Annotated in this window: 20 protein-coding genes, 1 tRNA gene and 1 pseudogene; 9 read left to right on the top strand and 13 right to left on the bottom strand. The window is 46.2% G+C overall.

The genetic code is table 11. The annotated features are described in order from the left end of the window. Positions 1-4 precede the first annotated feature (4 nt). Positions 5-1,006, bottom strand: coding sequence for a hypothetical protein (locus CMM32_07600; protein ID MBT06762.1), 1,002 nt, complete (start codon positions 1,004-1,006; stop codon positions 5-7). Between the two features lie 93 nt (positions 1,007-1,099). Continuing rightward, on the bottom strand, positions 1,100-2,410 hold the full coding sequence (locus CMM32_07595; GenBank protein MBT06761.1) for a glycine cleavage system protein T: 1,311 nt from the start codon (positions 2,408-2,410) through the stop codon (positions 1,100-1,102). Positions 2,411-2,565: 155 nt separating this feature from the next. On the opposite strand from CMM32_07595, the gene CMM32_07590 reads away from it, so the two are divergent. Next, on the top strand, positions 2,566-3,075 hold the full coding sequence (locus CMM32_07590; GenBank protein ID MBT06760.1) for a hypothetical protein: 510 nt from the start codon (positions 2,566-2,568) through the stop codon (positions 3,073-3,075). Positions 3,076-3,103: 28 nt separating this feature from the next. Here CMM32_07590 and CMM32_07585 read toward each other — a convergent pair whose 3' ends face one another. From CMM32_07585 to CMM32_07565, 5 genes are all read right to left on the bottom strand, one after another. Next, entirely contained in the window at positions 3,104-3,775 is a 672-nt protein-coding gene (locus CMM32_07585) for an isochorismatase (protein ID MBT06759.1), read from the bottom strand. A gap of 182 nt (positions 3,776-3,957) precedes the next feature. Continuing rightward, positions 3,958-4,545, bottom strand: a complete 588-nt coding sequence (locus CMM32_07580; GenBank protein MBT06758.1) for a hypothetical protein — start codon at positions 4,543-4,545, stop codon at positions 3,958-3,960. After that, positions 4,542-5,792 (bottom strand): peptide ABC transporter permease, encoded by a 1,251-nt coding sequence (locus CMM32_07575; protein ID MBT06757.1) that lies wholly within the window; start codon positions 5,790-5,792, stop codon positions 4,542-4,544. Before CMM32_07575 ends, CMM32_07580 begins: the two co-directional genes overlap by 4 nt. Next, complete coding sequence (locus CMM32_07570; GenBank protein ID MBT06756.1) at positions 5,789-6,487, bottom strand: methionine ABC transporter ATP-binding protein; 699 nt, start codon at positions 6,485-6,487, stop codon at positions 5,789-5,791. Before CMM32_07570 ends, CMM32_07575 begins: the two co-directional genes overlap by 4 nt. A gap of 2 nt (positions 6,488-6,489) precedes the next feature. Then, positions 6,490-7,101, bottom strand: a complete 612-nt coding sequence (locus CMM32_07565; protein MBT06755.1) for a hypothetical protein — start codon at positions 7,099-7,101, stop codon at positions 6,490-6,492. Positions 7,102-7,201: 100 nt separating this feature from the next. Here CMM32_07565 and CMM32_07560 point away from each other — a divergent pair, with 100 nt between their 5' ends. The 8 genes from CMM32_07560 to CMM32_07525 all read left to right on the top strand — a co-directional run bounded on the left by CMM32_07560 (position 7,202) and on the right by CMM32_07525 (position 14,498). Then, positions 7,202-7,720, top strand: coding sequence for a Fur family transcriptional regulator (locus CMM32_07560; GenBank protein ID MBT06754.1), 519 nt, complete (start codon positions 7,202-7,204; stop codon positions 7,718-7,720). 138 nt (positions 7,721-7,858) lie between these two features. Continuing rightward, positions 7,859-9,079, top strand: a complete 1,221-nt coding sequence (locus tag CMM32_07555) for a hypothetical protein (protein ID MBT06753.1) — start codon at positions 7,859-7,861, stop codon at positions 9,077-9,079. 8 nt (positions 9,080-9,087) lie between these two features. Then, positions 9,088-9,996, top strand: coding sequence for a zinc ABC transporter substrate-binding protein (locus CMM32_07550; protein ID MBT06752.1), 909 nt, complete (start codon positions 9,088-9,090; stop codon positions 9,994-9,996). Positions 9,997-10,000: 4 nt separating this feature from the next. After that, positions 10,001-10,750, top strand: coding sequence for a zinc/manganese transporter permease (locus CMM32_07545; GenBank protein MBT06751.1), 750 nt, complete (start codon positions 10,001-10,003; stop codon positions 10,748-10,750). Between the two features lie 78 nt (positions 10,751-10,828). Further along, on the top strand, positions 10,829-11,230 hold the full coding sequence (locus CMM32_07540) for a hypothetical protein (protein ID MBT06750.1): 402 nt from the start codon (positions 10,829-10,831) through the stop codon (positions 11,228-11,230). Between the two features lie 452 nt (positions 11,231-11,682). After that, positions 11,683-12,828 carry an ABC transporter substrate-binding protein gene (locus CMM32_07535; protein MBT06749.1) on the top strand — a complete coding sequence of 382 codons (1,146 nt, stop codon included), beginning with the start codon at positions 11,683-11,685 and terminating at the stop codon, positions 12,826-12,828. A gap of 164 nt (positions 12,829-12,992) precedes the next feature. After that, positions 12,993-13,400, top strand: coding sequence for an enamine deaminase RidA (locus CMM32_07530; protein ID MBT06748.1), 408 nt, complete (start codon positions 12,993-12,995; stop codon positions 13,398-13,400). 600 nt (positions 13,401-14,000) lie between these two features. Next, positions 14,001-14,498 (top strand): NUDIX hydrolase, encoded by a 498-nt coding sequence (locus CMM32_07525; GenBank protein MBT06747.1) that lies wholly within the window; start codon positions 14,001-14,003, stop codon positions 14,496-14,498. Here the strand turns inward: CMM32_07525 and CMM32_07520 are convergent. From CMM32_07520 to CMM32_07495, 6 genes and pseudogenes are all read right to left on the bottom strand, one after another. Continuing rightward, positions 14,437-15,925: pseudogene (locus CMM32_07520) on the bottom strand (anion permease). The gene CMM32_07525 and the pseudogene CMM32_07520 sit on opposite strands and share 62 nt — an antisense overlap. Before the next feature lie 356 nt (positions 15,926-16,281). Continuing rightward, positions 16,282-17,025 carry a ribonuclease activity regulator RraA gene (locus CMM32_07515; protein MBT06746.1) on the bottom strand — a complete coding sequence of 248 codons (744 nt, stop codon included), beginning with the start codon at positions 17,023-17,025 and terminating at the stop codon, positions 16,282-16,284. A gap of 162 nt (positions 17,026-17,187) precedes the next feature. Next, complete coding sequence (locus tag CMM32_07510) at positions 17,188-18,174, bottom strand: LLM class flavin-dependent oxidoreductase (protein ID MBT06745.1); 987 nt, start codon at positions 18,172-18,174, stop codon at positions 17,188-17,190. Positions 18,175-18,314: 140 nt separating this feature from the next. Then, complete coding sequence (locus tag CMM32_07505; GenBank protein MBT06744.1) at positions 18,315-18,743, bottom strand: hypothetical protein; 429 nt, start codon at positions 18,741-18,743, stop codon at positions 18,315-18,317. A 15-nt stretch (positions 18,744-18,758) separates the two neighbouring features. Then, entirely contained in the window at positions 18,759-19,448 is a 690-nt protein-coding gene (locus CMM32_07500; GenBank protein MBT06743.1) for a hypothetical protein, read from the bottom strand. 102 nt (positions 19,449-19,550) lie between these two features. Continuing rightward, positions 19,551-19,622: transfer RNA gene (locus CMM32_07495), tRNA-Lys, on the bottom strand. Between the last annotated feature and the right edge of the window lie 600 nt (positions 19,623-20,222).

The raw sequence follows: 20,222 nt of genomic DNA, 5'->3' as shown, positions 1-20,222 counted from the left end.
TGCCCTAATTTGAAGTGTTCATTGCCTTGCGCAAGGCCTCATAATTCTCTGGAGCTAACTTTTTGACTTGCTCCCATTGCAAGTCTTGGGCCGAATCCACATAAAGTCTTTCGGCCTCACTGCTCATTCGAAAAGAATTAACTCCAGATGCTTCCACTTTGAGACGTTCTTCAGTTGCCAGATTTTTATAGTAATGATACGCAATCTCTTCGAAGGCAACGACACTCTCAGTTAATACTTTTCTCTGCTCTTCATTGAGCCCATTCCATTTATCATTGTTAATCCACAACAAGTTATCAAATTGCCAAACTGGGGGGTCTATCCGGTAGCCCAAAAATTTTTCGAATCCATAATCGGTAATTCCAAGTCCTGGCCACGCGGCGCCATCCACCATATGACGCTCCAACGATGTGTAAATATCTGGCGCTGGCACCATCACATTGGTGGCCCCATAACTCGCAAGCCATGATTTATAAAACCCAGAAGACCGCATTTTAAGACCATCCAGGTTAGGCAACCCTGCCTCATTAAGGCGTGGTTCTTCTCTTAGCCAGATGTGATATCCAACTCCAGCCGCAACCCAACCAAGCACATGGGCATTGGCCTTCTTAATATAAATACTATCAAGTAATTTTGTNGCGCCCGTTTGCCGAGCAGTCATNGGCGTTATCGAACTTCCATAAATAGCATAAGCTTCTGGAACGGTACCCACATAGTATCCTGCTGATCCGAATAAAAGATCAAACATCCCATTGGTGAGGGCCATTAGCTGCTGTGTAGCAGGAGTAACTTCTGGACCGCCCACAAATACTATTTCCAAGCCCACTTTTTGAGCAGCGATGCTCGAGTTGAAATTCTCAACAAAGTCTAGCGTACGGGAAACGGAATATGATGCAGTCCCCCAATTCGTCACTAACTTTAAGCTCTCTGCAAAAACAAAGGATCCTTGGAGAGTAATTCCAATAATCAGAGAAGTAAAAATTAGATATTTTTTTAGGCATTGCATGTTAATTNTACCCTGCCATCTACAGCGTGTGACGCCTAACAGAGCCCTATCATCCAGTGTTATTCAGCATAACTTCTCGTTATTCCCAATTTATCAAANTTTATACCCTGTGAACGCTGTTTTCGAAATAGGACAAGGGAAAACTGTAGCTTTAATTCCTATTTGAATGTGACGCTCAACGGTAGGTTTATTGGTCCCACCATCCGGTTCGCCCCACAATACCGAGACCTCGGTGCCGGGGTCGGTCCACTCCTGGTCAAGAATAGCTAAAGAAATCCAGCTGCGTTCATTTGCAGTATACACGGGATAGTGGGAAATACCGATCGCTTTACCATCCCGTTCTACAAGGTCATACGGAAGTGTCGCATAGTGGGAAGCAGGCAAATCTAAAAATTTATACCGATCACCTTCAGAGTAGAGGCTAGCGAACACTTTCATAACATCTTTCTCATGCCATTTCAGTGTCACCTTCTTCCGGTGATTGCCGCCACGCATATCTTTCAAAGATTTACGGCCTATAAAATCATGGTCAAAGTTCACAATATGCCCGTAGCCGAGTTCATAAGGGGTCAGGTAATAATCTTCGATATCGTCACTAACCATGCTCCCACCAAGAGATATGTTGGCCTCAAAACCATCTCCCGGCAACCACTCCCTATACGCTTTCATACTGTCACCAGAATATATTGCTGGCATGGGAGATGGGAACCACCCCGACTCATGAGCTACGGTAGAGTAAGTCTTGGATCCGGCCGCCAACAGGCCCATATCCCTCCCTGCCTCCATTATGGCTCCTCTAATCTCTTCTTTTTCTTCAAACGGACCAAAGAGCTCTAGACCCACTGCCCCGGCCATACCGTGGCGAAGGGCGCGAACGGATCTACCGGCTATTCGAATTTCCCCCATCCTAAAGAACTTCCAATCCGGAAGGGGTTGTCCATTCAACCTTTCAAGAATACTCCAGGCGTTAGGACCTTGAACCTCAAAACGGTAATTTAACCTGGATCCGAGGTTATCTAGAGCTCTGCTATCAGTCATAGTTTCTACATTGAANCCGCCGGTCTCAGCATGAAACTGTACCCAATTTCGATTTATGGGTTTGTTAACTATATTTACCTTTTCCTCTTCTAAAATAAACATAATCCCATCNCCAACAACNCGACCGTCATAGTTACAAAACACTAACTGTTTNGCNACGTCCCGAGACCAGTTCTNACACGAATTCACAGCAAGGGANTCGATAAAATTGCGTGTATCAGGCCCTTCAATGTAATGATCCGTCATNTGATATGACTGATCAAACAACACCGCAGTTTTCCGCCATGCCTCTTGCTCGTCCCGCCAATTTGTAAATTCAGATTGAATGGGAAACTGGTAAGGGCCCAGAGACGCGTTCCGCAACATATCCAAGGGACTGCCCACAGTTTCTATCTTTGCTTCAAGCGAAAAATCAGATAACTTTTTCATAATATGGGTGACGCCCATTGATCCGATATTAGATTTTGAGTGTTTTGTACCAAACCAGAGAGAAGTACATCTGTCGTCTAAATTTCGATAGGATGTTATCAGAAAAAGAGGAAATTAGGTTGGGAAAAATAGCACGCCGCCTACAANAACTAGGTATAAGGCTACCAGAACCGCTTATACTGCCAAGCCAAAACAGAACGAGTGCAGTTTTGTCAGGCAACACACTTTATCTGTCTGGGCATGGGGCAGCGCTACTCCATGATGATAGCGTTAAGCGTCGTGGCAAAGTTGCCGTAGACATCACGGAAGAAGAGGCTCAGGAAACCGCCAAGGCCCTAGCTATATTAATGCTCGCGACCATTCAACATCATTTGGGAGATCTGGACCGTGTCGCACAGGTTATAAAAATTGTGGGAATGATAAATGCACACCCCGATTTTGAACGGCAAAACATTGTCTTAAATGGAGCATCTGATCTNTTTTATGAAGTTTTTGGGCCTACAATTGGTCGGCATGCTCGTTCATCTATCGGGGTAAGTGGCCTAGTAGATCGGCAACCAATCGAAATAGAGGGAATTTTCCAAGTAACTAACCTTGGGTAATTCGTTGGCTATCTTGAGCATCCGATAATCATTTTAACATGGAAATGGTAGAGTCAGTGCTTCGAACATCACCAAAACTTTGATAGAAAGAGGTTAACCCCGCCAAATGGTCATCATCGTATCTAGCTGCATTGGCATCCTCCACCATAACTACCTTATAGTCCAACATCATTGCGTCGCGAGCAGTCGATTCAGAACACATATTTGTCGCAGTGCCCGAAACGATTAAGTTCTCAATATTCATTTCTTGTAATTGCTCATGCAAATTTGATGACCCCACTATAAACGGACTAAACCTCTTCTTTGAGACAATTTGATCCTGTGGTTGGACATCTAGCTCCTTGTATATTTCATGGCCCCAGTTTCCAGGAGATAACTTAGTTAAATGATTTTCTCCCTTGGCAGAGGTAAAGAAGTACTCGTGGTAAAGTGGCCATGAACTGGGAGCACCCTCCTTTTCTGCGACACTCATTATTACCCAAATGACCGGGACTTTTTTCTCGCGGCAAGCACCCGCTAGTTTATTAATATTTGGCACTATCGATTGGGCCGTATCGACCTCAGCCACATAAAAATTTTGCATGTCGATAATCAAAAAGGCAGTTTTACTGGGGTCAAAGCGCTCAAATACATTGAGCTTTCCCCGCTTAGCCATAATCCTCTCCATCACGTAATCAGGAATCTTCACGTTATGCGGCATTTTCTCACTCTTCTAAATTAATCGATATTTTGATCCAAACATCCTACTACAGCCAGCTTCATTCAGACAGCCGAATAAAATTTGCATACCTCGAAAAATCCTCTAGCCCACCGAGGCTTATGTCAATGAACGGTGAACTAGCCCAAAAAGTTATAAAGCTACAAATTGTTTACGATTTTACTTCAGTTCCCTCTGGCAAACTTCATCAAATCCTGCAAGAGCACCAAAAATGGTTTTTGTGCCCTCGGCAAGGCTCCTGATTCCCATTCGTAAACCTCAATGTTCTCTGCCTGCAATGCATAACCTGTCTCAGCAACCTCTGTGGTCATCAATTCTGTACTCATCTTTCCGATTACCCAAACGGGGCTCCATAGATCGTCGCTTGGCCACGGGGTGGTAGTGCGCACAAACACTAATTGATTTGGCGGTGGAGGCGGCACGTGTATGCAAGCACCAAGATATGGAACGAGAACAAACTCCGTTACCCCTGTCGCCTCAAGTTCAAGAGGAATAATAAAGCCTGGGATACGAATATATGCTCCGTCCAATTCCTCATTCAATTTAGTGGCGTTAGCATCGTAGACCGGATTGCGCCAATAATCGTTCTCGATGTCGAGGTCCCCTTCGCCGATGATCTCCGCATAGGGCACACCCGGCGGTATAAGATCATCCCACGAAATCTCCAATGGAGGGGCGGCCTGAAGTGCCTGCGGAATTACAAGACAAAACAATAACAGAGCTAGCCATTTTCTTTGTGTAAGATCGTTCATGTCCTCACCATCATACCATCGGCTAACGAAAGGCGATAGGCACGTAGGGCTGGAATTAAGCTAACAGCCGCGCCAGCTAAAATAACGGCAAATAAAACAAGCATCTCCCGCCCAGCCGGGGCCTGAATAGGAAGAAACAAACCAAACGCACTATCAATCATCGGTTGGGCAATAAATAGCCCAAGATACAAGAACCCCAATCCCAGTAACGAACCAGTTGCGGTTGTAAGAATTGCTTCCAAAACCAAAAGCCCGACGATAGCGACAGGACTGGCACCCATAGCACGAAAGATGGCCATTTCCCTGCGACGGGTATGTAAACTAGAAAAAACGGTGGCCATCATTCCAATCAGTGCCGTAATAACAACCATTACGGAAACTGCTAGCAGAGCACTCTCCGCGATGCCAACTATTCCCCACAACTCCTGCAATGCAACGCCTGGTAGGATTGCCAGCAATGGCTCCTCTGGATATTGGTTGATAGCACGCTGAAGACTAAATGTCTGCAACCGGCTCTCCACACCAACAAGTGCGGCTGTTATAGCACCCGGAGTTAGGTCCATCTGGCGAATTACCTCAACCGGGGTCGTCTGCCCAGGGATTTTAGCTCCGCCTTTCCAATCAACATGGATTGCCTCAATTGCCTCCATGGCAACAATCACGGTTCGGTCCACTGGGGTACCGGTCTTCTCCAAAATACCGGAAACGCGGAAAGGCTGATCCTTGTGTTCGGTAAAAGAGGCAAGACCATGTGCTACAACAATTGGATCATCGACAGCGTAACTCAGAACTTTGGCGACATCGTAGCCTATGACTGCATCGAAGAGATCTTCCATAACCATACCATCTTGGAATGTTAAAGCTCTTCCCTGGCGGTATTTGTAATGTTCAAAGAAAGCCACGTTGGTCCCCATGACCCGAAACTGGCGGTGACTATCGCCAAGGGAAATAGGCACTATCCATTCCACTTCAGGTCTAGCCTTCAAGTCCAGATAACTTTCCCAAGTTACGTTGTTGGTCGCATTGCCAATACGAAATACAGAATAAAGAAGCAGTTGAACCGACCCTGAACGGGCGCCAACGATAAGGTCGGTTCCCGAAATAGTATCTGAGAAACTGGCCTTCGCTCCGNTTTTTACCTTATCGACNCCAAGAAATAACGCAACGGACAATCCTATTGAGAGAACTGTCATAGCTACTGTAACACCCCGTGCNATNAGAGAACCAACAACAAGCCGAAAGATCATACTAGCGCCCTCTCGACATTCACGATCTCCGACATGTGAAGAACCCTATCAAACCCTTCAGCTAAACGCGGATTATGGCTGACCATTAACAGTGTGGAGTTGTAAGCGCGAACCTGCTCAAAAAGCACCTCTAGGAAATTATCTTGGCTCGCCTCATCCAACGAGGACGTGGGTTCGTCAGCAATAAGGATTGGCGGCTGGCCAATCAGGGCGCGAACCACCGCCACACGCTGTTGTTGCCCCACACTAAGGTTTCCGGCCCTTGCATTCTCAATATTATTCGGCAGCCCCAAATCTTGGCAAAGCTCCCCAACTTTCCTCGGAGCATCATGGCAATTCCTCCGACGTGTCGGAGCAAATCTTAGAGGCAAGAGAATGTTGTCCAACACTGAACCAAATGGCAATAGATTGAATTGCTGAAAAATCACGCCAATCTGTTCTGCTCGAAATCTATCACGAGCCCAACCTGACAGCGTCTTTATTTCTGTACCGCCAATCATTACCGATCCTCTATCAGCAAGAATAGTAGCACAGATAAGAGACAATAGCGTTGACTTACCAGAGCCACTCTCTCCTAAGAGGAGGACCTTTTCTCCTTTCTGCACCAACAACTCATCCACAGAAATGGAAAAAGGCGGCCACCCCGGCCAACGAAACCGAACATCATTTAACTTAATAATGGCGGCGTCAGACAAAATTAGAAAATTCCACGGAGATCAAGCGTGGGATTGGTGCGCTTCACTTCGAAGGCGTGCGCACCAGTGTCTGATAGGACTTGCACCTCCAATTCAAGCGCATTTTCAAACGTATCAAAATACTCAAATGTAAACTCTGTAAGAGCACTCAAATTATTACAGACTAGCGTATAGGTAGCGTGAAATTCACTATGCACAGGGCTTTCCCCATGATCGTCGTGGGCCCCATGATCGTCGTGGGCCCCATGATCGTCGTGGGCCCCATGATCGTCGTGGGCCCCCTCAGTTTCAAGATGAGCCTCAGCCTCTGTCACCCTGCACTCCGCGGAGTCGGGAAAGAGAAATAACTCAAGTGGATGAGAAAGACTTTTCAGAGCTTTTTTTACAGTAAGTCGATCGTCAAAACTCTTGGCGACGTATTCAAAACCTACGATATCAGCACCCGGCGCACGAAGTTCGATAGCAACGATGCTTCCATCTACTGCTAGGTTAAGCTCCCCAACACCATGTTCATGGCTATCCAACTGGCGTATTTCCTCAGCACGAGCCGCCGAACCCAAAACAGGAGCGTTAGCTAATACGCCCAACAACAAACCGTTCCAAAGGCAGAGCATTAACGAGAAGGGAAAAAATATCTTTGACATTCTAGACATAGTCCTCAAAAGTGTTATATTATAACATAACATATAGATAACATATTAATACGATAGATGCATGCCCAAATCAAAGACCTCTAAGAACGTTACTACAGCCACCACTCCAGTTGCTCTTAAGGAGCATGAGCATTCCCATTGCATCGACGACGCAATTAGCACAGCGGAGGAATATTGTAAAAATGCAAAATTGCAATTCACTCCCACTCGTCGGAAAGTATTGGAAATCCTAGTACAAGAACATCGTGCCATTGGCGCGTACACGATACTGGAGAGACTACGGGAAGATGGTTTTGGCTCGCAACCCCCCTTGGCATACAGAGCTCTGGAGTTTCTTACAATGAACGGCCTAGCCCATAAGATTGAAAGGCTGAACGCATTTATCTCCTGTACCCACCCGACACAAGAACACACGCCTGCTTTCCTAATTTGCCGTACTTGCAGTTCGGTGGCTGAAACAACCCTGGATGCTGCGAAAACTTCTTTAGGTGGAATCGCCCGCGCTGCCAAATTTCGGATGGAAGAGTTAGTGATGGAGTCGGAGGGCGTGTGTTCGTCGTGTGCGGCAGAGACGATATGAACTAGCAATCAGTTTATCACCGCACTTCTGCATACACTTTGGAACAAATTTTACTAAGAACTGGCCTTATTCAAACACAGTAAACTCGTTTTATTCCCAAGAGGTAGGGATGAGACTAAAACTTTACGGAAGGGAAAAATGTATACAAAACATCTGATTTTCGCCGCCGTTACAACGGCATTAACCTGGAATATTGCCTCGTCGAAGGCAGATAACCAAACGAACCCTGTCGAGACCAGGGCAATTTATGATAACCAATTCAATCCTTCAGTGGGCATCGTTCTCAACGGAAAGTTAACCGAGTTCTCGGCAGCAACATCAGAGTTTGCTGGATTCGGCGTTGGTGAGGAAGGTGAACGGAGCCGCGAGGGAATACAGGTAGATGAGTCCGAGATTAATTTTTCGGCCAGCGTAGATGATAAATTTTATGGGAGCATGACAGCTGCTATCGTCCGCGAGGATGGTTCAGACATAGTGGAACTGGAAGAAGCTTATGGAATGACCCTACCTGGTTCTGGTCTACCGACTGGTCTCGCTGTCAAAATGGGCAGGGCATTTTGGACGTTGGGATATCTGAACGAACACCACGCTCATTCAGATGATTTTGCGGATCGCCCACTACCTTACCGGGTATTTCTCAACAAATCCTTCAATGATGATGGCGTAGAAGCATCTTACATTTTACCAACCGACATATATGCAGAGGTTGGTGGCGGATCATTCCGGGGCGATGATTTTCCATTAGGTGGCGGAGATGGTGAAATATTGCGCCAGTGGTCTGCCTTTGCTCGTATTGGCGGCGATATTGGCCTAAACCAAAGCTGGCGTGTAGGGAGCTATATGCTTTCAGGAAATCCAACAGGGGGACGAACGAGCAACGAAGATGCGGTTACATTTATTGGGGATTCAGATCTCCTTGTTGCTGATTTCCGATACACATTGGCTCCAACCGGTAACCCCAATTCCCAAGAGGTGACCCTTCAGGGTGAATACTTTCGTCGCGATGAGTCTGGAACCTATCAAGATACAGGCTCATCCACAGGGGTAGTGGCTTTCTCTGATTCGTCTAAAGGCTGGTATGCTCAGGCAGTATATAAGTTTAATCAACAGTGGCGTATTGGCACCCGTTACTCCCGCCTAACCGCGCCAAGTGTCCCTGCTGGTCTGGCTGGCAGTACATTAGACGCAAGTGGACACGATCCCAAAGCGTATGCTGCAATGATAGATTGGACCAACAGCGAATTTAGCCGAATTCGTTTTCAGTATAATCACGAAAAACTTACTGCAGGACTAAGTGATAACCAAATCATCCTTCAGTACGTAATGAGCATTGGTGCGCACGGCTCCCACAAGTACTAGGCAAACCAATGTTAAGAGTATTTTTTGCAGCTCTGGTGGGGTCATTCCTCATGACCCCACTCACCTCTCAAGCCGAGGTCAATGTCTTTGCTTGTGAACCAGAATGGGCCGCTCTAACAAAGGAAATTGGGGGTAATAAAGTACAAACCTTTACCGCCACTCATGCCAAGCAGAATCCGCATTTTATTCGGGCACGCCCAAGCCTTATTGCTAAGGCACGAAGAGCTGATTTGATAATTTGCTCGGGCGCAGGTTTGGAAGTTGGATGGCTTCCAATTTTAGTGCAAAAAGCCGGAGCTGCCGTCCAACCGGGTTCTATTGGCCACTTGATGACGTCCGAATATGTACCAATCATAGAAAAGCCCACAGTAGTTGATCGAAGTTTGGGAGACCTGCACCCAGAAGGGAACCCTCATGTCCACCTCAACCCACACAATATACTGCTAATAGCAGATGAATTGGCCAAGCGCTTAGAAGCAATAAATCCTAAAAACTCAGCCATTTTTAAAGAACGTCTGCTTGACTTTAAAAGTCGATGGCGGAAAGCAATAGTTCAGTGGGAACAAAAATCAAATTTTCTTAGAGGATCTGCCGTTGTAGTACACCATAAGTCCTTCAGCTATTTAATCAAATGGTTAGGTCTCAACCGCGTTGGCTCATTGGAGCCCAAACCAGGTATCCCCCCCACGAGTTTACACTTGGAAAAGCTGTTGCAGAAACTCGATAGCGAACCTGCTGACCTAATTATTCGAACCCCGTACGATCCCGGAGATGCAAGTGAGTGGTTATCGAAAAAAAGCGGCACAACAGTCTTGATCTTACCTTACACTATTGGTGGAGATAGCAATGCTATTGATTTATTTAGCCTGTTCGACCGCTCTCTTGCTCTCCTAGTAGGCGCGGTAGTTGATCAGTAACGAAATGATAAGCATTGTAGGACCGGCTTTTTCTGTCGGTCTCATGGTGTCTTTGGTGCACGCGCCTTTAGGGATAGAAGTTCTCAGACGCGGCATCATTTTCATTGATCTGGCCGTGGCACAAATTGCTGGGCTTGGCCTTGTGATTGCCTCAATCTTCCTTACCGAAGCATCTTTCTTTGTGACCCAAGCAATAGCTCTAAGCTGCGCTCTCTTAGCGGGCTTACTATTTTCCAAGACTGAAGTGCTCGCACCTGCTCAGCAAGAGGCCCTGATTGGAGCTTCCTTTGTTTTAGCAGCATCACTAGCCATTTTATTTCTGTATGATCGTCCCAGTGGTGGCCAAGAAATTCAACATCTTCTTTCCGGTCAAATGCTATTTGTTACCTGGAGAGAAATAGGATTACACGCCCCTCTATATGCACTTATATTGCTTATATGGTTCACAAAACCAGCGTTCCGAAATGGAATTAAGTTTTATCTTATTTTTGCGATAGCGATCACCTCTTCAGTACAAATGGTTGGAGTCTATGTAGTATTTGCTAGCCTCATACTTCCCGCCTTGGCCGCACTGAACACACAACATCCCCATGCAATCGCTTGGGCATGCGGGTTACTGTCCGTAATCACTGGAAGTATTACCTCCATTGTTTTAGACGCACCATCAGGGCCCGTAACTGTGGTGTCATATGTAACAATTACCCTTTTAGCTGTGACTATGAGAAACATGAAAACTGAAACCAAAACACATTAGTTTTTAGTCATATATAGGATGGCTTTTTAGAAACTATTGAAATTTTAATAAAACCTCTCAGAAATAAAGTATAAAAACATGATATCACCTGCACGTCACATTCCTTTGCTAGATAAATTAGCTGTATCAACCTCGACCTTATGCGCAATCCATTGCCTTTTCCTTCCAATTTTACTTGGTTTCTTCCCTGCATTAGGCACAACATTATTTGGAGATGAGTTCTTTCATGTATTGTTACTGTGGCTAGTCATACCACTAAGTTTAGTAGCTCTGTCATTAGGTTGCCGAAAGCATCGGGACGTTATGGTCGCGATGATAGGGCTCTCTGGTTTAACTTCTCTACTCCTTGCCGCAACCCTTGGTCATTCTGCCCTTGGGCAAAGCGGGGAACAAGCCCTAACACTCACAGGTGCAGCTATGATCGCGCTTGGGCACTTGCGTAACTATAAACTTTGTCGAAGCAGCGAGTGCGATACTTAACTGCACGCCTACTTAGACAACCAAAAAGATGTGGTCAGGCGTTCATCTCTTGATTCAATATCAATTGCACCAGTACAGATTCTCCAAAACTGAGCCACAATAGATACATCTGGAGGAACCCACACTACGGCCCACTCCACAAAAGACATACAAGTTAATTTATTAACAACTGCATTACAAAATGGTCAAACCTTTCTGTCCCCTGTATAGCTCTAATAAGAGGACAACCAGGAAGGTTAATATTTGGGCAACTCTTTCACAGGTTAAATGGAAAAGGGGATTCTAGCTTTCCAACATGGGAAGAAAAATCTCTAATATCGATACTATTATCCAATAAGATGAGTATTATTCCGTAATCATATTGGACAAGTCGCTATATACCTCGGAGTGGCCTTGGTAATAAAGGCAAACCATATAAGCATTATTGAGGAAAAGGGTAGAGGAGATTATTTATGAAACGGAGAACTTTTGTCTCAGGTGCCATAGCAGGTGGAGTTATCGCGGGAACAGCTAGCCTTATTGCCGGGAGAAGAAATCCAAAAACCCACCCCCAGGAGACCACACAAAATAATCAGGCACCCTCTGTGNTTGTNCAAGATANATTTGANTGGAAAATGGTTACTAGTTGGCCAAAAAANTTTCCTGGTGGGGGGACNACNGCCCAANATATNGCTGATNTAATTGAGTCCATGTCTGGAGGNAGACTNAANATAAAATTATATGGNGCNGGNGAANTAGTNCCCGCTTTNGANGTTTTTGACNCNGTGAGNGANGGNACTGCCGAATGTGGCCANTCNGCNTCCTANTACTGGGTAGCNAANCATAANAGCTTCCCNTTTTTNTGNTCGGTTCCNGGNGGCCTTACNGTTNCCGAACATAATGCNTGGTTACAATATGNTGGCGGNCAAGNACTATGGGATGAAGCATATGGAGAATTTGGNNTAAAAGCNTTTGCNNCAGGAAATACNGGNGTNCANATGGGAGGTTGGTTCNGNAAACCAATANANTCACTCCAAGACTTCAAGGGTATAAAAATGCGNATNCCNGGATTGGCNGCNGAAGTCATTAANNGAATGGGTGCNACNGCNGTTAATATGCCGGGTGGAGAAATAATGCCATCACTAGAATCAGGGGTGATAGACGCGGCTGAATGGGTGGGTCCTTGGAACGACCTAACTTTTGGTTTCCATAAAGTTGCCAAAAACTACTATGGACCAGGGTTCCATGAAGGCAGCACATGCAATGAATTCATGATGAATCGTGACGCCTGGGATATGCTGCCTCAGGATCTGAAAGATATAGTTTACGCTGCCTGCATTACGGCCAATAATCACGGGCCAGCGGAGTATTTCGCAAGGAATGCTGAGTCGTTACCTATATTGCTCGACAAACACGATGTTGAAATTCGCAACTATCCTCAAGACATTATTACCCAAATGTATAAAATTTCACGCGATGTTATAGAAGAAACTGCACAGGAGGATACGTTAACCAATCGCGTATATTCTAGCTGGAGTAAATTTCAACAATTATCCATGAACTATCAACCGCTATCCAACTACGGCTTCATAAAGGATAGATTGGAAGCCTACAACTAACATTGGTCTCAATTTGAGATTTTATAGAAAGCATTAAAGTACAAGTACAAATAAGCGGCGGAAATTAGATCTACAACGCGTCGTGGCAGACCAATCATTGCGGCGCTTTGTTTTCCCACAGACCTAATTAAAATATACTATCTTCGTTTCACAAGGGTGCAATTATGACAAATAATGCGGTTCCAATACATCTTGATCCGGACCCTTTTAGGCAGTTTAACATAAGTGCTGGGTTTCAAGTCGGAGACCTCCTATTCCTTTCAGGACATGTTCCAATTGATAGCGAAGGAAATCCAGTCAGAGGTGACTTTGATGAGCAAGCAGAACTGACCTTCAAAAATCTGGAAAAGACTTTGCTACAGGCTGGCTCTTCTTTGGAACAGGTGATCAAACTTACTATCTATGTCACTAATATTAGAGTGCAAAGAACTAAAATAATGGAGCTACGTAGAAAATGGTTTAAGCCACCTTACCCGGCCGATACTTTAGTGGAAGTAAGCGCGTTGGGTGATCCCTCTCGTCTCTTAGAAATAGATGCTATTGCTTTGGTCTCAGGCCAGATAAAAAGGTAAATACTCTANATCCTGGAATCACTCAGCCTTGGAATCAAAAACAAAAATATTGGAGAGAGCGACATATTTCTCCATTGGAGATTTAAGATACTATACTCCATCCTCAAGGCACCCTCTATCTTCCTCCTTTTAAAGATTTTTGGAAATTCAATATTTTAGTTGAAGAGTTCGATCTGTTTAGATCGTGGAATAGAAAACTAGCCCTGGGAAATAACCCAACTACGGCTCCTCATAACACATTATGGCTCTACAAAAAGGGACNACAAAACCCTACNGCCAAACTTAATCTTCCAAATTATATTTAGTTTTGGGCNTTCTCTTTCAACACTTTGACCGTCCTCAGCAAAGATTGCTCAAATATCTCTCTCTTTCCCTTTTCCTGGGCTATCTTATGATCGCACTGATCACACCAAGTCTTAACCTCTGCTTCGTCTCTCCAGGGGATAAGGAAACAAATTTATTGCTAGAAACGGTACGAGGAATAACTCACTACCATATAGTCACCTTTATTTTTTTCGGTAAATGAAGGTATGTGCTATAATACAATCTTAGATGCCGCTGAATGGCACTAAACACTTTCCACTATGTATCGAGAGCCCAATGACACTGAGATCCGCCCAGCTAAAAATACGTCATAGAGTTGGAATAATTCCTTTTGAGCTGAGAAATAACCTTGTTGCAGTTATGTTAGTAACCTCTCAAACAAGAGGTCGCTGGATTTTACCTAAGGGGAAGCAAAGGCCAAGCGAATCCCATCGTGACACGTGTCTGCGTGAAGGCTTTGAGGAAGGGGGCGTTAAAGGTATAGTCTTAGACAACTTTCCAATCACAACGGTGATTAGCAAGCAAACCAAACTAGAAAAGATTAGAATGCCCGTCACCTATTACCCTTTTGCTGTAACTGACCAAGCCGATGACTGGCCTGAAGCACGAAAACGAGAACGCCATTGGGCTCTGGTTAGTGATGCCCCCAACATCGTGTATAAAGAAGATATGCTCTATCCGATTAAGCAATTCACGGAATTGCTCCCGTGGATCAAACAAGCAGCACAAGATTGTAAATCAGACCTGCCAGAATCCCGGACGCTGGAACAGTGATCACCCACGCTGCTGCAATTCCAAACAGAAACTTTCGCCTCACCAGGCGGCGTGTTTTCCGCGCTTTGGGCACTTGGAAAGCCTCATCAGCTGTTCTATTCAGCAAGTGACTTGACCTCATTTTTTTTCGGTTAGGGTTCTCTAAAAACTCTCTTAAAAAACCTACTCCAAAGACTGCCCCAACGGCTATATGAGTAGAGCTAACCGGTATCCCCATCGTAGTCGCAATCAAGACTGTTATTGCGGCAGAAAGAGCCACGCAGTAAGCCCTAGGGGAATTTAGACGGGTAATCTTGGCGCCAACAACGGTAATGAGTTTAGGACCAAATAAACCCAAACCCAATGCTATCCCAAANGCGCCCACCGCCATTACCCACAGAGGTATAGTCACCTTCGAGGCGATTAAGGCCCCATCCCCAATGGTTGACACAATTGCTGCCAAAGGGCCTACAGCATTGGCCACATCATTGGCGCCATGCGCGAATGATAATAAGGCTACCCCTCCAATTAAGGGAATATCAAATAGGCTATAAATATCCTTTTTCGTGTTCGTTAAGCGGTTGGTGCGTTTTTCTATATAGGGCTTTGACAAAAAGTAGGTGAGAACAAAGCATGCCACCGAAACAGCCAAAACTTCTATATTGGTTGGATGCCAAATCTTTTTTAGGCCTTTTAATGCCATATAAGCACAAAACACGGCTGCCATAGTTGAAATGAGAACCGGCACCCATTTGCGCGCGGCTTCAAGGCGATCCGGCACATTTAGAACACGAGTTGTTATGAACAGTAAAAAAAATCGCGGCAAACGCCGCTCCCATAACGGGTGATATGACCCAACTAGCAGCTATCTTTGCCATCGTTGTCCAATTTACTAAACTCATTCCTGCTGCTGCAATCCCACCTCCTAACACGCCTCCAACAATGGAATGTGTTGTTGAGACTGGTGCGCTAAAAATAGTAGCTAAGTTAATCCACACGGCTGCCGCCAGCAAAGCACTGAGCATCACATATCGAAATTCTATAACATTGAGTTGCTCGCCGGGCGAGATTATTCCTTTAGACACCGTCTTGACGACATCGCCGCCTGCCAGAAGGGCGCCCGCACTTTCACAAACTGCAGCAATCAATACAGCGCTAAGAACTGTAAGAACCTTACCGCCAACGGCAGGCCCCATGTTGTTCGCTACATCGTTAGCTCCAATATTCAGAGCCATATAACCGCCGAATACAGCCGCTATCGCAACAATAATCCAATCGGTTCCAAACCTACTTTGCGATCCGACAACCATTAGACACACGATGGAAAGAAACAATATTGAGAGGCCAATGGGAATGATGGCTCCCTTGGTCTTGAAATACTGTGATTGAATATAACCATAACGGCGCAAGTCGTTCACATAACGTCTAAGCCTATCAGGTTCGGTCATGAGCTCATTCCCCGAGCATGTACTCAAGTCAATTTATAATGTAGAGGCATTTATTTGCATCTACGAAANATTAGGCGCTAGACGTATTTCAACCCCCACTCCGTATTATAAATATAGTCTAAAATAATGCGTAGTGGTATGTCTCTTCCGGTCACTACTACGAGATATAATTCTCTTTTCCCTTTACATTTTGTCCACTAGTTTTCATACATTTTCNCCGACACAGCCTACCTTTTTTCACNGCTGCTAGTCTATTGAAAGCCTGATGCACGCTGCAGAAACCGACCCTGTGACCCGCTGATTAAAAGTCAGACTATATATGTTTCAATAATTGCCGCTATTTATAACACCCACAGTCAAACCTCATCGGGTTCACCAGCAGCAACCCATCTTTCATATTCTACACGTGCTTTATCCGACGGAGGATAGAGACCTGGCAGAGGAGCGCCCTTTGCTAATTTTTTATTAACCCAGCCTTCCACATGGTCCTGGGCCATACCAGTATCAGCAACCTCTCTTGCTAATTCAGCAGGAATAGCAACAGTTCCCTCATTATCGCCAACTATAATATCNCCGGGAAATANTGGAACTCCACCCACCGTTACTACACACTCACTATCGACAAGCATGAGCTTTGTGAAACTTGGAGGCGCTGCAAATGCGGTGCAGCACACGGGCATACCAAGTTGACGTATCTCGGGAATATCACGCATGCCGCCATCTGTCACCGCCGCCGCCANTCCNCGGACCTTGAGGCGCATTAAAAGGTTTCCCCCCAACATTCCTACATCATTCCGAGAATTGGNGTCCAACACCATTACGNTGCCGGCCGGAATTTCCTCTACAATGGGGGTCATTTTATTTAAGCGATGATCGAGGTATTGCTGCGGGTGCAGGTCCTCTCGCAACGGGACATAACGCAGTGTATACGCAGGGCCTGCAAATCTACTAAGGCGCAGGTCAATAGGTAGCACACCACGGAGCGATACATTATTGAGCCCATGACTGCTCATCAACTGGGTAGTAATTGTTGGGGTGGAAACTTTCTTTAGTTTTGCCAAAACAGACTTTGTAACCGCACGGGGTTTTCTGGNTTTCATTAATATTACTCCTACTGACTGAAGTTTGATTGTGATCAGCTGATAACAAGTCTCTTTCTTTTTCACAAATTCTGACTGTAAAGGAACGTTACCTAGCAGCCGCGCCCTCACCCACCACAGGGAAAGTTGATGGCAAGGCACTAGAGGGCCATTGCGAGATGATTAGGGCGCGCCCATCGCGCCCGCCAGCAGCTCGAAGGAGCGTACCCGCGCCTTGTGGTCCCAGATCGCCGCCGCGACCATCAGTTCATCAGCACCGGTGGCCTCGATCAGCGGGTCCAGTTTGGCCTTGATGGTCTCGGGCGAGCCGTAGAAGGAACAGGCCAGCATGGAGGAAGCCTGGNTCTTCTCCATGGGCGACCAAAANCTCTCGATATCATCGATCGGCGGTGGCAGCAGACCGCGCGCACCGCGCACCATGCGGGTGAATTGTTGCTGCGGCGTGGTGAACAAGCGCCGCGCCTCATCCTCGGTGTCTGCGACAATGGCGTTGCAACCAACCATCACATAAGGCTCGGCGAGCTGAGCCGAGGGTTTGAATTTCTCCCGGTAGATCAACACCGCCTGCATCAACGCTTGCGGAGCGAAGTGCGAGGCAAAGGCATAGGGCAGTCCCAGCATTGCAGCAAGCTGCGCGCCGAACAGGCTCGAACCGAGAATCCATAACGGCACATTGGTATTCTCGCCAGGAATCGCGTGAATTGCCTGGTTTTCCTGCGGCGGACCGAGCAGGGCCTGCAGTTCGAGCACATCCTGNGGAAAGNGTTCGGAGGAGTCTGGACCACGGCGTAACGCGCGCAGCGTGTGCTGGTCCGTCCCCGGCGCCCGCCCCAGACCCAAATCGATACGCCCGGGAAAGAAGGTCTCCAGAGTGCCAAACTGCTCGGCGATCACCANCGGGGAATGGTTCGGCAACATGATGCCACCCGCCCCGACGCGGATGGATTTTGTACCCCCGGCAACGTGGCCGATGCACACCGCCGTGGCAGCGCTGGCAATGCCCGCGAGATTATGGTGTTCGGCCAGCCAGAACCGCGTGAATCCGGCGGCNTCGACGTGCTGGGCCAGGTCGAGGGTGTTGGCCAGCGCATCGGCCGGAGTGAATCCTTCGCCGATATAGGCAAGATCGAGAACGGAGAGGTCTACCATGCTGCTATTCTAACACGCTGTGCCATGCGGCGATACTCGGTGGCCCTGACTTTTAGCAGTTTGGGGCCGTTAGGCGTCGACAACCGGATTGATCGGAAAGGGACCTGACCTCCGCGAAGTCAGACCACCCTACACACCAGTCACTCTGCCGCCGTTCCAATAGATTGCAATCCCTCTTGGTCTAGTGGAATGCTTGTGTAGGTTTTGGTTATAATCTGCCAACGCCCATCTAGTCGTAACAAAGTAAGGTAGTCAGTATAATAATACGGGGAAACAGCAATTTGTAGCTTAACAAAGGCAATCTCTGGTCCTGATTTATCAATAGTCACAATCTGGTCAAATCGTGGATCATTCCGATCTTTTGGGTTTTCACGAGCTGAAACCCTCTCATAAATGGTTTCTATATCCGCATCTGCCAAGGATCCCGTAGTGGCTGTATATAGGTGACAATTTGGGTGGAATATCTTTCTTAATTTACCCACATCCCCATCATAAAAACCATCAAAGTAGTTNNCAAGGGCCGATGCTATTTCCTGNTAAACTTGATTTNTAGCCGTAGGTTTTTCCATTTNNGCTNATCACTGTTATTGNAAAANAAAGGAGATTCTGCACTGCCCACCAGGCCACTTCATCAAAAATTTTACATTCCAGTTTTCACCAGCCTTTACTGAATTAAATTCATGAACCTTCGCNNNATTTCNACAGGATGACGTGGTNGCCGTACTGTCCAGCAAATTTCCATCATAATGACAACTCCAGNNGTNTTGGGGNTNCCAGNCNTCAAATGCAAACGTCCCATCAGCTCCCACCTTCGCAGTTCCCTTCATTCTCCAACCACATGGAGCCCTAANTTTTGTGGCCTCCCACTCGCGGGATTCACTTTCGACAACGACGGGCGCTTCAGCTACACTCTGACCTGCGGCGGGTTCCGCCTCAGCAACTGGGGCATCCTGTGCCCCTTCCGTATCAGGATTGCGCACATCCTCATAATCAGAAGCAAGTTTCTGAATTTCAAGCTTCTTACTCTTTACCTGAGCCTCTAAAAGCTGCAATTCAGTTTCCAAAANTTCCTTGGCTTCAAGATATTCTAACTTTCGTTTGAGGTCGCTGATCTCATCTGCCAACGATACCTGGTAAGACTGAAATCCTGTAACAATCGTCAACAGCAAAACATAAATGCCTAACCGTCTAACAAAATACATTGTNCCCCCCTCCAATATTAAAAAGCCACTGGCTATTTTCCAATTACTAACGCTAGAAAATCGCACTCGCATGTTTTCCTATCACAGATGTNACAACAAAAAACGGAACTGTAATGATGACCAATGGGGAAATAGTACAACTTTTCTTTACCATTACCAAGGCATTGAAAACATTGGTGCGCGCTGCAGGAATCGAACCTGCGACCCACTGATTAAAAGTCAGTGTATATGCTTTTCAATGCTTGCCATTAGTTCCCAATAGGCCCAGTTACCAACGGATTCCCCTTGCTTTTGTTGCCGTCAGTTTAGCCTAATTTAGGGTAGTTGCCAGTAGTTTTTGTGATCGTAATCACAAGAAGTTGTGATAAGCGAATCACAAGTCTCTTTTTTTTGATCACAAATTAAGTTGTGACCCACTGATTCTGATCACAAATCCTCACTCCGCAAAAACTTTAGATACTTAATGCCCTGCTCCAAATCAGCAAATGGAGTGATGGGCATGGACCTCTAACACTGGAATTTAGGTGACCAACGGTCATATTTCTCCAGCCCATTTTCTGGAAAAACTGAAGCGACAAGAGGATTTTTTATAGATCATGGGGCACAGATCCAACCAGATTTAAGAAATTTGATTAGATGAAATGGAAAGTTTGAACTATTGTACAACCCAAGAGAGGGACGGATTAGGATCGATCCGGTGTTTCGCCGGAGTTGCAAAAGGTCTTCTGAGTTCTTCGCGAACCCAGAAGCACCGCGTCTGACCAGCGATTACTACGGCTGGCTTCATACTCGCTCGCCATAAGCGGTGCTTCTGCGCCGCGTGCGTGGCAAAGCAAATTCGAGTAA

The sequence above is a fragment of the Rhodospirillaceae bacterium genome (assembly GCA_002728255.1).
Classification (GTDB): Bacteria; Pseudomonadota; Alphaproteobacteria; order UBA7887; family UBA7887.
This window is presented reverse-complemented; position numbering and strand designations above follow the sequence as displayed.